This window comes from Arthrobacter sp. THG-b23, assembly GCF_059091265.1.
Genome location: NZ_JBNHGM010000003.1, coordinates 304,873 through 319,959, shown reverse-complemented (window position 1 = coordinate 319,959; position 15,087 = coordinate 304,873). Strand labels below are relative to the sequence as shown.

Genomic DNA, 15,087 nt, shown 5'->3' with positions numbered 1-15,087 from the left:
CGGCCATTGTCCGGGCGCGGAGGGCCGTGCTGGCGCTGGTCGGCCCGAGGGTCAGGCTAAGCCCGCTGCGGGAGCCCGCGCAGGAACGCAGCCGCGGCATAGTAAAGTTGCAGGGTGATTCGTCGAAACTCCGCACTGCTCATGCTGCCACTCGTCGCTCTGCTTGCTACCGGGTGTGCGCAGGTTGAGCAGGCCGCCTCCGACGCCGTCGACCAAGCCGCCAGCTCTGCTTCCGAGGCCGTGAACCAAGCCGCGTCCAACTTGGCCAACGCAGCGGTCGGGGAAGCCGTCAAGCAGGTGTGCGCCCCGATTCAGGACGGCAGCATCGGTGCAGAGGAGCAGGAGATGCTCGCGGGTCTGGTTTCCGCCGCCGACGCAGCCGGTGTTCCTGCAGAGATCACCGGCCCGATGTCGCAGATCGCCGAATCCGGCGACCAGATTCCGGCCGACGCCCTGGCCTCCATGCAGCAGGCCTGCGACAACAACGGCGCTGGGTAGTTAGGCAACCGCCTCACTACTCCCAACCGCTCTTGCGCGGAATGGGAAAGCCTTTAGGCCGACTGCGGCGCGGGGCCTGTGACAACGCCGGCTCTCAGAACGGGGGAATTTCAGGCTGGGCCGGCCAACCGCCAAATGGACTGGAACCTCTGCCGGGCGCGGTGGCTCCCGCGGTGCTGTCCATTCCGATATCGAGTTCCGACTGCAGGGGGACCTTCAGCGGACCCGACTGGCGGACCGGCGTCCCGAGGGCCGCCGCGTCAGAGTCTAATAGGTCTCCACCAGGTGAAGGGCCGCCTGACTGACCGGAGCCTAAGCCCCCCCGCCGCCGGCTCCGGAAGGCTTTCGGGCAGCCGCGCGTCTTTCAACCACACGTGGTTGCGGAGCGGCTTTTGTGCTGGATCGACCCTGAGCGGCGGTAAGAACCAAGCCACGCCCTTGCTCACCTCGACCCGCCAATCTCCTTGATGCAGCAGATGATGGTGGTGCCCGCAGACCAAGACCCCATTGTCGACAGAGGTCGGACCACCCTTTTCAAACCACTGGACGTGATGCACTTCCGTCCAAGGAGAGGGCGCATTACAGCCGGGGAAGGCGCAACCTCCGTCCCTGGCGATGATCGCCAGCCGCATGTACTTCGGAAACAGCCGCTGGGTTTGGCCAACATCCAGAATCGCACCCGTGCCGGAGAGGATCACCGGGATGATGTCGGCATCGCAAGCTATCCGCCGAATTGTCTTAGCGCTCAGCGGCCCGGAGAAGGTGCTGGTTCCCGGACGTCCGACTTCGGAGGCCAGGTCCTTGTAGTCGATGGTGACCAGCAGCTGCGGGCGGCGACCGCCAGCGGCGGGCAGCAAATCCGTGGTGAGCGCGGTTTTGCAGGCGCCAATGAGTCCGTCGAGCTGCTTCTGCTGGCGGGTACGCCCGTCCTCTACCGTCGCATCAACAAAAGCGTTCGGTCCGGGGTCCTGAGCGTCTGTGGTGACGAAGTCGTCGGCGTTATGGATAGCGCCGTTCAACTGAGAGTCTGTGCTGGGTGCGTCAACCGCTTCAAATCCTACTGTCCCGGCTGTGGCCGTCCCTTCCCTCAAGCGGGGGTTTGTGGCGGTGTTGTAGACGGTTGCAAGAACCTCGTTCTGCTCATCGGTGGCGTTAATTTCGTAGCAGTGCAGACCATTGCGCCGACCGCGGTAGAACAGGCCCTGGCGTGCTTTGAGCTCGGCAGGCCCGAGGTCGGCGCCGGCTGGGTTGAGGCCGCCCTCCCAATGCCGGATCAGCAGCCTCAGCGAGTCGGCGTCGTAATCCGAGGCATGCTGAACCAGTGCCTCTTCCATCTCGCGGAGCTGTTTCGGGTCGGCAGTGCGACGCAGCCCGTCGACAGCCTTCCGGATCAGAGTTGCGGCTTGGCCGGAGACCATTCCTTCATCCATTGCACGCGCGAGAACCGGCAGCCTGGGCGGCGCAACAGGCTTGCCCTGAGGCGCCGGGCGGGCTTCGGTGGCTTCCGCGAGTTGGAACCGTCGTGCGGCTTCCTGCCGCGGAATGCCCAGCTTCGCCCGCAGATAGTCTGTAGGCGCCGCGCAGACGATGATTCGGTTCCTCGGGGTCGTGCGGCTTGTCCGTTTCTCCAACGGCGGCGATGTTTTGCGCCTTGATGATGCCGGCCACGATCAGCTGGGTTTGGCCAACAATGTTGGCCAGCTCTTCAACCTGTGCAGCCGTCTTGGCCACCGACTTGGTACTGCGTGTCAGCCCTTCGTTCCGAAGGCGATTATTTAGTTCACCGACCTCGGAGCGGATCCGGGCCAGCAGGGCGGAACCATCCTGCCCTGCTTCCGGAGCCTCATCCAGCGCCTCAATCGCCATGGATACAGCCTATGAAGCCCTTGAACGGGGTAGGAGGAGCAAGGGCTGGTATGTGGATGAAAAGTTCGTGGGGCATCCTGTGGAGAAGAAGTGGATGGCACTCGGGCAAGGGCCTCGAGTACCAGGCGTTCTCATTGGGTGCAGTTGGACCTCAACCGAGGGCGCGCCCAAACCTCGAGCGGCTGGTGCCGCCGGACCTCGAGCTCCAGAGGGACCTCGACCGGACTAGATGTGGCCGGACCTCCCCGCTCCTGAGCGCGCGACGGACCTCCCCATTCAGCTCCAGGTGACCCTCCGTCTTCAGCGGGCGGCCGGCGCGCCTTCCAGGGCCGCCGCATCCTCGGCGGGCTCCTCGACCGGTTTCCGGATAAAGAACGCGGCCACCACGGCCACGATCGAGATGAGGGCGCCGGACAGGAAGGCCATCCGCACTCCGCCCGCCACCGCCGTCGTGGATGCCGCACCTTCGGCGGAAAGTACAGCCGCCTGCATGGACATGACGGTGACGAACATGGCGGTGCCCGCTGCCCCGGCCACTTGCTGCACGGTGCCGATGACGGCGCTTCCGTGCGAGTACAGTTGCCGCCGCACGGAGCCGAGACCTGCGGAAAACAGCGGCGTGAACAGCAGCGCCAGGCCCACACTGAGCACGATGTGCGCCACCAGCAGTGTCAGCGGGGCGGTGTTCTCGCTGACCGTGGAGAAGAACCAGAGCACGGCGCTGACCACCGTCGTCCCCGGCACCAGCAGCACCCTCGGGCCGAATTTGTCATAGAGCCGTCCAACGGGCGGTGCCAGCAGGCCCATCAACAGCCCGCCCGGAAGCAGCATCAACCCGATCTGCAGCGGCTCGAGCCCCAGGACCTGCTGCATATATATAGGGAGCAAAATGATGGTGCCGAACAGTGCGGCCATGCTGACGGCCATCAGCCCAACGGACACGGAGAAGTTGCCGGAGCGGAACGTCCGCAGGTCCAGCAACGCCTTCTCCGAGCGCTGCAGCCGGACCTGGCGCAGCAGGAATACCAGCAGTCCCACGCCGCCGAACGCAAACGCAGCCCACATGGCGGCACCCGTGCCCGGCCCCGCCGTCGTTGTTCCGTGCCCGGCGCCGACCTGGCTGAGGCCGTAGATCAGCCCGCCGAAGCCGATGGCAGAGAGCGCTACGGAGGGCAGGTCCAGCGGCACCGGCCGGGGATCGGTCACGTTCTGGATCCGCCGGTTGCCGACAACCAGCATGCCCAGCGCGATCGGCAGCACCAACCAGAACATCCAGCGCCAGGACAGGGTGTTGAGGATGATGCCGGAGATGGTCGGGCCGATGGCCGGCGCGACCGAAATGACAATCGAGACGTTGCCCATGGTCTTGCCGCGGTCTTCGGCAGGCACCAGGTTCATCAGCGTGGTCATCAGCAGCGGCATCATGATCGCCGTGCCCGATGCCTGCACCACGCGGGCCACCAGCAGCACCTCGAACCCTGGAGCCAGCGCGGCCAGCAGGGTTCCCGCGGAGAACAACGCCATCGAAGCGGTGAAAACCTGACGCGTGGTGAAACGCTGCAGAAGGAATCCGGTCACCGGAATGACCACCGCCATTGTCAGCATGAACGCCGTGGTCAGCCACTGGGCCGCGCGGGCGCTGATGCGAAGGTCATCCATCAGCTCGGTCAGCGCCACAGACATGATGGTCTCGTTCAGGATCACCACGAACGCAGAGACCAACAGGATGCCAATCACGCGGCGATTCCGGCGCGATTCATCAGCCGTCAACCCGCTGCCGTTGGGTGATCCGGACTGCGCCGAGGCTCTTTTCGTCGACGGTTCTTTATTCACGGGAGGATCCTCGGGTGGAGTTCGTGCTGTTGCGGGCGGCCGGAAATTAGCCCTAGAACGCCGAGCGTACGGCAGAGTAGTAGCTTAACCTGCCCCCGCTGACTCCTATTCCCAGAGCGCGGCAACCGCAAATAAACAACGACGCCGATGCTCGCCGCCGGGAGAAAACCTCCGACCGGCGGGGGAGGGCGCAGCGTGGAGAGTTCTCAATCGGGTCCCCATAGAGAGGAGAAGCCCGCCGCGTGATATGGGAGGAGGCGAAGTCCTGCTGCTCGTTAAAAGAGGAGAAGCCCCGCCGGCGCAAGGCCGACGAGGCTTCCCTGTGATCCTGGACCGGCCGTTGGGGGGAAACCGTTCCAGGAGTATGAGGGGTGGTTACATCGTGTAGTAACCGGTAACGGGCATGGCGTTCACGTCGTGCACCATGGTGCCCTGGCTCGGGTTCAGGGCGCTGATCATCTTGCCGCCGCCCAGGTAGATGCCCACGTGGCCGCCGCCGTTCTGCACTACCAGGTCGCCCGGCTGCGGGTTGCTGGTCGGGGTCAGGGCGCTGCCCTGTTCCTGGCTGAGGCGGGGCAGATCGACGCCAGCCTGGGCGTAGACCCACTGGGTGAAGCCGGAGCAGTCCCAACCGGCGGTGGACGTGCCGCCCCAGACGTAGGGGGTGCCCTGGGCGGACATGGCGATGTCCACGATGCTCTGGTTGCCGCCGGTGGAGGCGGGCTTGATGTCGGCGCTGGCCAGCGAAACCGTAGCGGCGTCTGTCGACGCAGCCAGGGTCGTAGCGGCTCCGCCGTTGCCCGGGGCTGCCTGGCCGCCAGCGGACTGAGTGCCCTGCGCGGATCCGGTCAGTGCGATCTGGTCGCCCGGGTAAATGATGGAGTAAGCGCCAAGGCCGTTGATGGCCAGCACGTCCTGCACATTTTTGCCGTACTGGGCGGCAATCGTGCCGACGGTGTCGCCTGCGACCACGGTGTGCGTGGTGGCACCGGAAGCAGCACCGGCGTCGGCAGCGGAGCTGGTCACCGAAGCGCGCTCCACCTCGAAGCCGGCGTTGGCCGGAGCGGCAACGGTGCCGGTTGCGTCGGCGGCACCGTAGGTCGGGACCGTGACATCGGCGGCGGCGTTGGCCGGCAGGCCGGCCCCCAGCATCAGGCCACCGGCGGCCGTGACCACGGCGGCGCCGCGGCCGACGGTGCCGGCGCGGGATGAGACGGCGTGGGACAGACCGGCCACGGTGGTGTTGCGGACCGGGGTGGCACGGTGGCGTGCGCGATTGTTTTTGAGCAGCAAGAAGATACCTCTCCCAATGCCTGCGAGGTAAGCTGTCGGGTTCGGGTGGGAGTCACCCGGCCGTGCGGCAGCGCGGTATGCACTCCGTACGGCTTAACCCCAAGAGCCCCAAGAGGGGCCCGGAAAGTGGGTCCCCCGCCTCTGCCAGATGTCTAGCGAACGAACCCGGAAAGGCTGGCAGAGCTAGGCAATACCCTCCGAGGACATCAGCGGATGATCGCCGATGTGTTGAAAACAGTACATAACGGTTCGGTAACTGTCCAAGCCCTGAAATTTACCTGTGGATAACCTGAGAGCCACCGAATGACACCCGCTTCCTGCTCCGGATTCCGGCGCAGCCGAGGGCGGTGGGGAGTACATCGGCGGGAACAAAATGGCCTCGTTCGCAGCGCTTTCCTGTGCCCTGGCGCCCGAAAGGGTGTGGAGCATCACGGCCGTCGTCGATCCGGGCCGCTCTCCCCTGCAACGGGGCGGCCATTGTCCGGGCCCGGCGGCGGGAGTAGGCTCCGCCTTATCCGGGCCGCGGGGACGGCCGGTGCTTCGGCTGTGGCCGGCGGCGTGGCCCAGCCACTTCGGAAAGGAATGAGCGCCATGCCCATCACGCGTGAGTTGATCATCAACGGCGAGCACGTCCCGGCAGCCTCCGGCAAGACCACCCAGGACACCAACCCCTACACAGGCGAGCCCTATGCCACCGTCGCGGCCGCCGGGCCGGAAGATGTCACGCGAGCGGTCGACGCGGCGTCGGCGGCCTTCGATGCGTGGGCCGCGACGCCTCCCACCCAGCGGGCGAAGATTTTCCTGAAAGCTGCGGACCTGTTTGAAGAACGGATGCAGCAGGGCATCGAGTTGATGGCCGGCGAGGTGGGCGGCGTGGCAGTCTGGGCCGGGTTCAATGTCCAGTTGGCCGCCAACATCCTGCGCTCGGCAGCCGCAGCCACCACCGCGCCGCGCGGCGACGTGCTGGCCACCGACCTGCCCGGCAAGTTCTCGTTCTCCGTCCGGCAGCCCTACGGCGTGGTGGCCGCGCTGTCTCCCTGGAACGCCCCGTTCATCCTGGGCATGCGGGCCATGGCCATCCCGATGGCCGTGGGAAACACCGTGGTGCTCAAGCCCAGCGAGGACGCGCCGCTGTCCTGCGGCCTGTTCCTGGCGGACGCGTTGCTGGACGCGGGCCTGCCCGCGGGAGTGCTGAATGTCATTACGAATGACCGGGCGGACGCGAACGATGTGGTGAGCACCCTGATCTCCGACCCCCGCGTGCGGAACGTGAACTTCACCGGTTCCAGCAAGGTGGGACGCATCATCGGCACGCTGGCGGCGCAGAACCTGAAGCCTGCGGTGCTTGAGCTCGGCGGCAAGAACTCCCTGGTGGTGCTGAAAGACGCGGACGTTGACTACGCCGTGCAGGCTGCGGCCTTCGGCGCGTTCATGAACGCCGGGCAGATCTGCATGTCGGTGGACCGCGTGATCGTGGACCGCAGCATTTCCGAGGAGTTCTCGAGCCGGTTCGCGGAGAAGGTCGCCAAGCTGCCCACCGGCGATCCGATGAAGCAGGACACCGTGATCGGACCCCAGGTCACCCAAAGCTCGGCGGACCGCCAGTACGCACTGATCGACGACGCCGTGTCCAAGGGCGCGACGGTGTTGGCCGGCGGCGGGAAGGCGGCCCAGGCGGTGGTGCCCGCGACGGTGCTCTCCGGGATCACCGAGGAGATGCGGATCTACGACGAGGAGATTTTCGGTTCCGCGACCACCATTATGGAGGTGGATGGCCCGGAACAGGCGGTGAAGCTGGCGAACGACACCAACTACGGCCTGACCTCCGGGGTCATCACCGAGAACCTGGCCGAAGGCATCGAGGTGGCGCAGCGGCTCAAGACCGGCATTAGCCACGTCAACGACCAGCCGGTGCAGGATGAACCGATGGCCCCGTTCGGCGGCATCCACGAGTCGGGCTACGGCAAGTTCGGCGGGCAGGCCGGCATTAATTCGTTCACCGAGGAGCGCTGGATCACCATCCAGCAGAACGGGCACGCGCAGTACCCGTTCTGAGCGTTCAGTCGCGGATGCGCACGGCCGTTTCGCGCATGTAGCGGTCCACGTGCGCGTAGGCGTCGCGGGTCAGCGCTTTCCAGAGCTCGACGGCGAGGCGCGGGTTTTCGCTCTCCAGCCGGCTCATGGTTTCGGCCGGGAGGAGTCTGACCCGAACCGGACCATCGGCGCGCACGGTGGTTTCCTGCCGGTCCGCGCTGCCCAGTGCCATTTCGCCGAACGTCATGCCGGCGCTGAGGGTGGTGAGTTTGACTCTCGTGTTCTCCGGCCCGGTGGAGGTGGTGGTGACGCGGCCGGACAGGATGAAATAGACACCGGCGAAGCGCTGGCCAACGCGGCGAATCAGCTCGCCGTCGTCATAGCTGCGTTCTTCCATCAGCTCCGCGAGCGCGGCGGAGTCCTCGGAGTCGAGCGGGCTGAGCGCCGGGGAATCGGCCACGTCCACCGTCGCGGGCCTGCAGAGCTCGTCGCCATAGGCGGCGATCAACCGGTTTTCGGCGAATTCGACGGCGGTGCTGCGGGTGGCGAACGACGGCACCGGCCGCCCGGAGTCTTCGAACCGCTGCGCCAGGGCGCCCTCGCCGTCGATCATCACCAGTTCGCGCCCGGCGTCCGCGAGCGAGGCCCGAAGCTGCTCCAGCATGTCCAGGGCGACCGGGGCGGTTTCATCCACCCGGCGCATGTCCAGGATGACGAGTTCCACCGACTCGTCCAGGTCGCTGACCTCACGCACCATGGATTCCGTGCCGGCGAACAACAGGTCCCCGTTCAGCTCGATCACGCGGGCGCGGTGCCCGTTGGCGCGCAGCACCTCGGCGGCCTCGTCGTTCCGGCGGATCCCGGACGGCGCGTCGGTGATGTCGTAGCTGGCGCGGATGGCGTTCCGGCCGGTGCGCGCGGCCCGGACGAAGTGCAGCCCCATGTCGTGCGAGATCCGCCGGCTGGCCGCCACCCCGCGCACGCTGCTGCCGTGGTCGTCCAGCGGCGGCGAATAGACGGCCAGCCCCAATTGACCCGGCAGCACCGCGAGCAGGCCGCCGCCGACCCCGGACTTTGCCGGCATGCCCACGTCGGAGAGCCACGCACCGGCGTCGTCATACATGCCGCAGGTAGCCATCACGGAGAGGACCCGTTCCTCCACCTCCAGGTCCAGCACCTGCTTGCCGGTGAGCGGGTTGGTGCCGCCATTGGCCAGGGTGGCCGCCATGACCGACAGGTCGCGGCAGGTGACCAGCACCGAGCATTGCCGGAAGTAGTCCTCGGCCACCGGGTCCGGATCCTGCTCGATGATCTCGAAGGAGCGCAGCAGGTGGGCCAGCGCCCGGTTGCGGTAGCCGTGCCGCGCCTCCGATTGGAACGTGCGTTCGCTGACCGACAGTTCGCGGCCGGCGAAGGCGGAATAGTGCTCGAGAATGCGCCGGAAACCGGTCTTGCCGCCGCTGCCCTTGATCAGGGACGTAGCGGTCAGCGCCCCGGCGTTGATCATCGCGTTGGCCGGGCGGCCGGTGCCCGGAGCCAGTGAAATTTCGTTGAAGGCGTTGCCCGATGGCTCCACGTCCACCTTTTGGTCCACGGCGTCCAGGCCCAGGTCGGAGAGCGCGAGCCCGTAGGTGAAGGGCTTGGAAATGGACTGGATGGTGAATTCTTCGCTCGAGTCGCCGACCTCGTACACGTAGCCGTCCACGGTGGCCAGGCAGATGGCGAACTTGTCCGGCTCCGCGCCGGCCATCGCGGGAATCCCGCCGTACGGCTTGCCGTCCTTGAGGCCGGCGAGCTCGGCGTGCAAGGTGCGCAGATAGGTTTGGATAGGGGAGTCCATGATGCCAGCCTATGGGGTGGCTGGAACGTACAACCACCGGGGCCCAGGGGAGCAGCCCGGCGATCGGGCCGCCGAGGTGCCGATCATGCCGGAAAGCCGGGCTGATGGCGCCCGGCGGGTTAGATTGGCGGTATGACCGATCCCGGGCCGGTGCCTGCCTCCGACAATCCGCTGTTCGCGCTGCTGGCGGCCGGCGATCGCGCCGGCGTTCTTGCCTATGCGGCAGCCATGCCGGACAGCGAAAAGCGGCGCCAGAAGTCGCTGGTCCGACGGTTCAGGATGGTGGTTTCGGCAGAGCCGACCTGCATGCGCTCGCCGGAGGGGTGGTGGCGGGGCCCGTTGCAGCCCGACCACTGGGCCGCGGCGGACATCGCCCACATGGCCTGCATCGGCGCGGAACGGTCCGCCGCCCTGTCCTACACCGATTTCAAGGTCGCGCGCGACGTGCCGCCGGTGTTGTTTCCCGGCCACTTGGAGCTGTTCGTCGAGTACTGGTCGGACCGCTATCTGCGCAATCCCAAGGGCTGGGACCGGAACCGGGGCACTGAGGCGATGTTTGATTGGGTCCGCGACGGCCTGGTGCCCGCCCCGGCGCATCGCGGCGCCATGCTCCTGTTGCTGAGCCAGACGCAGGTCGGAAGCATCGACTTTCTGAAGTTCCTGCGGGAGCGGCCGGGATTGATCGACGTGACGCTGAAAGAACTGTTCCATGTACCCGGGATCAAGGGCGCCAGCGCCATGCAGTTCGACGAGAGCAATCCCCGGGAGAACCGCAAGCTGGCGGTTCTGCTGCCCCAACTGGTCAAGCTGGGCTACTGGGACGCCGAGTGGGTTAGGCGGGGGATCGAACGGGTCCTGGCGAGCGACGAATGGCCGGATTACCAGAAGCGCTTTTTCAAGCTGCTGCGCAGCAACCTCGCGGACTGATTCAGGACCCCTCGAGCATGAAGTCGTAGCGCACGACGTCGACCGGAGCGCTCGCGCTCCGGTGTTGCTGCGCTGATGCATCGTCTACGCTGAGGGAAACGGCGCAGCGGCGAAAGGCAGGACAGCAATGACTTCCAATCCGCAGGGCACGGGACGGGACGGAGCCGAGGCCGGGGGCACGAACACCGGCCGACCGGGAGCCGGGCCGTCCGGTGGCTCCGGGCAGGGCGCATCCGACGACCTCGGACCCAAGACCGGCCGGGAGCCGCAAGAAGGGCACGACGCGAGGCAACAAGGCACCCGGCTGGGGATGATCTGGACGTCGGTCGTCGTCGCGCTTCTTCTGTTGGTGCTGCTGATTGTGTTCATCGCGCAAAACCAGGACCAGGTGCTGCTGCGCTATTTCGGTTTCGAGGGGCAGGTTGCACTGGGGCTGGCGCTGTTCGTTGCTTCGGTCGCCGGCGGCATCTTCGTCGCCGCCGCCGGGGCCGCCCGCATCATCCAGCTCCGCTACCGCGGACGGGTAAGCCGCAAGAACGGTTCGATGCCGCGTTAGTTCGGGTTTGCAGATGGCACAGGACGTACACCGGCGGCTGTTCACTGTAGGCCACGGCACCAGCACGCCCGAAGAGTTGGCCGAACTGCTCAACGGCGCCGGCGTGCAGAAGGTCGTCGATGTCCGCCGCTTCCCGGGCAGCCGCAAGCATCCGGACATGGGCCGCGATGCCCTCACGGAATGGCTTCCCGCCGCCGGCCTCGGCTACCGCTGGGAAGAAGACCTGGGCGGACGACGGCGGATTCCCGCCGGTGAGCCCGAGCCCGACAGCTGGTGGCAAGTCGCTGCGTTCCGGGCCTATGCCGCCTACACGCGCACGCCGGAATTCGCCCACGGGCTGGGACGCCTGCTGACCGACGCCGAGGCCGCCGACGTGGCGATCATGTGCAGCGAGAGCGTGTGGTGGCGCTGCCACCGCCGGCTCATCTCCGACGTCCTGGTGTTGCTGCACGCCTTTGAGGTGGTGCATCTGCTGCCCGGCGGCAAAAAATCATTGCACGAGCCGTCGGCGGGTGCCCGAATGGAAGCCGGTCGGTTGTATTGGGACCTGCCGGCGGCGTGACGCCCGCGAGGTAAATCGGAGCGTCAGGTAACCGAGCCGGGACGCCGCGGCGGGGCGCCGCGCAATAGACAGCGGCGGCGGGGAACCGGGCCGCGGCGCCGGGCAATAGGCCCGGGGCGACGCGGCCGCCCCGTAGACGGTCAGCGCTTGCGGCCGAAAACCAGCGAAGCCAGCGCCGTCGTCGCCGTCACCGTATAGACCGCCGGCCAGGCGCCGATCTTCTTGGCCAGCGGATGGGACACGCCGAAGGCCGCCAGATACCCAACGGTGAGCGCTGCCGCCCGGCCGGTCCCGGCGTTGCGCTGCCACATCGCGAAGGCTCCTGCTCCCGCGGCGGCCAGCACGGCTCCGGCCAGGGGACGGTTCTTGGTCGCTTGGCCGGTCTTGAAACCGCCCAGCAGGCCGGTGCTGGTGAGCAGGGTGGGGAGGACGGAACTCATGGGCATCTCCTTGGACGTCGGGACTCCCAGACTATCCCCGCCCCGTCGCCAAGGAGATGCCCGAGCGGCCGTGCCGGAACCCAGTGGGGAATCCCAGCTGTACCGGCTTCGGCGCGGAACAGCAGCTCGCGGCTGCTGGCTCCGGCTCGGCTGCTGCTTCGGGGGCGGGCGTTTCCCGACCGGCGGACGTTTCCCCACCGGCGGATTCCTCGCCGACCGCCACCCGACCCGCAGCTCCCGGTGCGGGGACGTCGCAGCTGGCGCCGAGGTCGGTGGAGCAGACCCCTGTCTCCGGCAGGTTCAGTTCCACGTTGTCGGCGGCCGCTGCATCCCCGGCCAACGCGGCGGCGATCGAGCGGACCTGCTCGTAGCCGGTGGCCAACAGGAAGGTTGGCGCCCGGCCGTAGGATTTCATGCCGGCCAGGTAGAAGTCGCGGTCCGGGTGGGCCAGCAGCCTGGCGCCGTGCGGGGGAACGGTGCCGCAACTGTGGAACTCCGGGTCGATCAGCGGGCCAAGCGCGCGGGGCGCCTCCACGGCCGGATCGAGTTCGAGCCGGACCTCGCGCAGCATGTCCAGGTCGGGTCGGAAGCCGGTGGCCGGAACCAGCAGGTCCACGTCGAGCTGCACGTCGCCGTGGGGAGTGCTGCCGCTGACGGCGAGGCTGTCCGCGCACTTGAACCCGGTGATGGCGAACGAGGTGTGCAGGTCCACGTGGCCGTCCTCGACCAGGCGGCGCAGCCGCGTCCCCAGCTGGCCGCGCGCCGGCAGCCCGTCCAGCTCCCCGCCGCCATAGAGCCGCGTGACACTGGAACCGCGGACCGCCCAGCTGACCCGCGTGCCGGGTTCGTTCTTGGCCAGCTGGCCAAGGTTCAGCAAGGTGTTGGCGGCCGAGTGGCCGGCGCCGACCACCAGGATGTGCTTGCCGGCAAAGCGCGCGCGGGCGCTGCCGAGGACGTCGGGCAGCGGCCCGGTGATGAAGCCGGCGGCCAGGGCCTCGGCTTCACCGGGAGCGGGCAGCCCGGCCTGGCCCAACGGGTTCGGCCGGCTCCACGTACCGGAAGCATCGATCACGGCGCGCGCGAGGTGGTCGGTGACCGTCCCCGAACCGTCCTGCACCCGAACCAGGAACGGCGTCTCGGTCCGGCCCAGCGAATGGGTCTTGTCCATGCCGGCGCGGCTGACCGCCGTTATCCGTGAAGAAGTGCGCAGGATATTGCGCAGGGCAGGCACGGCGGCCAGCGGCTGGATGTAGCGCTCCACCAGTTCGGAGCCGTAGGGGAGTGCGCTCGGCCGCGGCTCTTCCCAGCCGGCAGCCTCCAGCAGCCGGCGGGACGCGGCGTCGACGTTATAGCGCCAGGGGGAGAACAGCCGGATGTGGCCCCAGTCGGCGACCGCGGCACCGGCAGCCTCTCCGGCTTCGAAGACCAGCGGGGTCAGCCCACGCTCCAGCAAGTGGGCCGCCGCGGCCAGCCCCACCGGCCCTGCACCGATGACGACGACGGGGAGTTCCGCACTGTTCCTGTCCTGGCTCATGGTCGGCTTCCTCGCAGTAGAAGGGCGGATCAGTTCGCGCCGGGCTGCGCGGGCAGCAGCTCGGCGATCAACTGCTCGATGCGGCCCTTGATCTCATCGCGGATCGGTCGGACCGACTCCACGCCCTTGCCGGCCGGGTCCTCCAGCACCCAGTCCTCGTAGCGCTTGCCGGGGAAGAACGGGCACTCGTCGCCGCAGCCCATGGTCACCACCACGTCCGAATCCTTGACGGCCTCGGTGGTGAGGACCTTGGGCATCTCGGCGGAGATGTCGATGCCCTCTTCGCGCATCGCCTCCACGGCTGCCGGGTTGACCTGATCGGCGGGCTGGGACCCGGCGGAGCGGACCTCGATGGCGCCCTTCGCCAGGTGCGTGAGGAAGGCGGCGGCCATCTGTGAGCGCCCGGCGTTGTGGACGCAGACGAACAGGACGGAGGGCTTCTTGGCGGTTTCGGTACTCATGCGCTGAATGCTCCTGTGCTGGGTGGGAAAGTCGGTGTGCGGCCGGGTCTGTTAGGTGTGCGGCTCGGGCCAGTTAGGTGTCGGGTCGGCCTGTCCGTGGGGTCGTGCCGGCGTGCCGACAGGGTCGGATCAGCGGAAGACGACGGACGGCGACGCCTCCGCGGGCTCGGTGAAGAACCGTCGCCGTGCCCACAGGGCCACGTAGACCAGGGCCACCAGCACCGGAACCTCGATCAGAGGCCCCACAACGCCGGCCAGCGCCTGCCCCGACGTCACGCCGTACGTGCCGATCGCCACGGCGATGGCTAGTTCAAAGTTGTTGCCGGCGGCGGTGAACGCCAGCGTCGTGGTGCGCTCGTAGCCCAGCTTCAGCAGCTTGCCGACCACCATGCCGGCGGCGAACACCACCACGAAGTAGATCAGCAGCGGCAGCGCAATGCGGGCCACGTCCAGCGGATTGGAGGTGATTTCGTCGCCCTGCAGCGCGAACAACAGCACGATGGTGAACAGCAGGCCGTACAGTGCCCACGGCCCCAGCTTCGGCAGGAACTTGCCCTCGTACCAGGTGCGCCCCTTGGCCTTTTCGCCGAGGGTGCGGGTGAGGAATCCGGCCAGCAGCGGGATGCCGAGGAACACCAGCACGGAGGCCGTGATCGCCCAGAAGGAGAACTCGGCGCTGGTGGTCGGCAGGCCGAGCATGGACGGCAGCAGCTGCAGGTAGAACCAGCCCAGCGCGCCGAACGCGATCACCTGGAACACGGAGTTGATGGCCACCAGCACCGCGGCCGCCTCGCGGTCGCCGCAGGCCAGGTCGTTCCAGATCATCACCATGGCGATGCAGCGGGCAAGCCCCACGATGATCAGGCCCGTCCGGTATTCGGGCAGGTCGGGCAGGAAGATCCACGCCAGCGCGAACATGAACGCCGGCGCCGCCAGCCAGTTGATCACCAGCGAGCTGACCATGAGCTTCTTATCCGCCACCACCCGGTGGGTCTCGTCGTAGCGGACCTTGGCCAGCACCGGGTACATCATCACCAAGAGCCCGACGGCGATGGGCAGCGAGACGTCGGCTACCTGCACCGAATCCAGCGCCGGCCCAATGCCCGGGACGAATCGCCCGAGCAGCAGCCCGGCGGCCATGGCAGCGATGATCCACACCGGGAGGAAACGGTCGAGGGTGGACATCCGGGCGGCTACCGGGCTGGTGTCGGGTGTTGCAACGGGCGTGCTCACGTGGCTCCTC

At 67.5% G+C, this 15,087-nt stretch carries 13 protein-coding genes and 1 riboswitch; of the genes, 5 read left to right on the top strand and 8 right to left on the bottom strand.

Annotated elements, in window-relative coordinates; genetic code table 11:
* Window positions 1-114: 114 nt before the first annotated feature.
* Window positions 115-498 carry a hypothetical protein gene (locus tag AC5RVD_RS08310; RefSeq protein WP_494111607.1) on the top strand — a complete coding sequence of 128 codons (384 nt, stop codon included), beginning with the start codon at window positions 115-117 and terminating at the stop codon, window positions 496-498.
* 260 nt (window positions 499-758) lie between these two features.
* Here AC5RVD_RS08310 and AC5RVD_RS08305 read toward each other — a convergent pair whose 3' ends face one another.
* The 3 genes from AC5RVD_RS08305 to AC5RVD_RS08295 form a co-directional block, all read right to left on the bottom strand.
* A complete protein-coding gene (locus AC5RVD_RS08305; RefSeq protein ID WP_494126658.1) occupies window positions 759-2,129 on the bottom strand; it encodes an HNH endonuclease signature motif containing protein in 1,371 nt (456 codons plus the stop codon).
* Window positions 2,130-2,664: 535 nt separating this feature from the next.
* Window positions 2,665-4,197: an MDR family MFS transporter gene (locus tag AC5RVD_RS08300; protein WP_494126657.1), complete on the bottom strand. Its 1,533-nt coding sequence runs from the start codon at window positions 4,195-4,197 to the stop codon at window positions 2,665-2,667.
* A 375-nt stretch (window positions 4,198-4,572) separates the two neighbouring features.
* Window positions 4,573-5,490, bottom strand: a complete 918-nt coding sequence (locus AC5RVD_RS08295; RefSeq protein ID WP_494126656.1) for a C40 family peptidase — start codon at window positions 5,488-5,490, stop codon at window positions 4,573-4,575.
* Window positions 5,491-5,493: 3 nt separating this feature from the next.
* Window positions 5,494-5,658: riboswitch (cyclic di-AMP (ydaO/yuaA leader) on the bottom strand.
* A 423-nt stretch (window positions 5,659-6,081) separates the two neighbouring features.
* Here AC5RVD_RS08295 and AC5RVD_RS08290 point away from each other — a divergent pair.
* The gene (locus AC5RVD_RS08290) at window positions 6,082-7,545 is read left to right on the top strand and encodes an aldehyde dehydrogenase family protein (RefSeq protein WP_494126655.1); all 1,464 of its coding nucleotides are present in this window, start codon (window positions 6,082-6,084) and stop codon (window positions 7,543-7,545) included.
* 4 nt (window positions 7,546-7,549) lie between these two features.
* On the opposite strand, the gene glsA is transcribed toward AC5RVD_RS08290, so the two are convergent.
* Window positions 7,550-9,364, bottom strand: a complete 1,815-nt coding sequence (glsA, locus tag AC5RVD_RS08285; RefSeq protein ID WP_494126654.1) for a glutaminase A — start codon at window positions 9,362-9,364, stop codon at window positions 7,550-7,552.
* Window positions 9,365-9,496: 132 nt separating this feature from the next.
* Here glsA and AC5RVD_RS08280 point away from each other — a divergent pair, with 132 nt between their 5' ends.
* From AC5RVD_RS08280 to AC5RVD_RS08270, 3 genes are all read left to right on the top strand, one after another.
* Entirely contained in the window at window positions 9,497-10,291 is a 795-nt protein-coding gene (locus AC5RVD_RS08280) for a hypothetical protein (RefSeq protein WP_494126653.1), read from the top strand.
* A gap of 127 nt (window positions 10,292-10,418) precedes the next feature.
* On the top strand, window positions 10,419-10,847 hold the full coding sequence (locus AC5RVD_RS08275; RefSeq protein ID WP_494111614.1) for a LapA family protein: 429 nt from the start codon (window positions 10,419-10,421) through the stop codon (window positions 10,845-10,847).
* A 13-nt stretch (window positions 10,848-10,860) separates the two neighbouring features.
* Window positions 10,861-11,409: a DUF488 domain-containing protein gene (locus tag AC5RVD_RS08270; protein WP_494126652.1), complete on the top strand. Its 549-nt coding sequence runs from the start codon at window positions 10,861-10,863 to the stop codon at window positions 11,407-11,409.
* A 140-nt stretch (window positions 11,410-11,549) separates the two neighbouring features.
* Here AC5RVD_RS08270 and AC5RVD_RS08265 read toward each other — a convergent pair whose 3' ends face one another.
* From AC5RVD_RS08265 to arsB, 4 genes are all read right to left on the bottom strand, one after another.
* Window positions 11,550-11,849, bottom strand: coding sequence for a hypothetical protein (locus AC5RVD_RS08265; RefSeq protein WP_494126651.1), 300 nt, complete (start codon window positions 11,847-11,849; stop codon window positions 11,550-11,552).
* Window positions 11,850-11,880: 31 nt separating this feature from the next.
* Window positions 11,881-13,383, bottom strand: a complete 1,503-nt coding sequence (locus AC5RVD_RS08260; RefSeq protein WP_494126650.1) for an FAD-dependent oxidoreductase — start codon at window positions 13,381-13,383, stop codon at window positions 11,881-11,883.
* A gap of 29 nt (window positions 13,384-13,412) precedes the next feature.
* Window positions 13,413-13,844, bottom strand: a complete 432-nt coding sequence (locus tag AC5RVD_RS08255) for an arsenate reductase ArsC (RefSeq protein ID WP_494111618.1) — start codon at window positions 13,842-13,844, stop codon at window positions 13,413-13,415.
* A 129-nt stretch (window positions 13,845-13,973) separates the two neighbouring features.
* On the bottom strand, window positions 13,974-15,077 hold the full coding sequence (gene arsB / locus AC5RVD_RS08250; protein ID WP_494126649.1) for an ACR3 family arsenite efflux transporter: 1,104 nt from the start codon (window positions 15,075-15,077) through the stop codon (window positions 13,974-13,976).
* Between the last annotated feature and the right edge of the window lie 10 nt (window positions 15,078-15,087).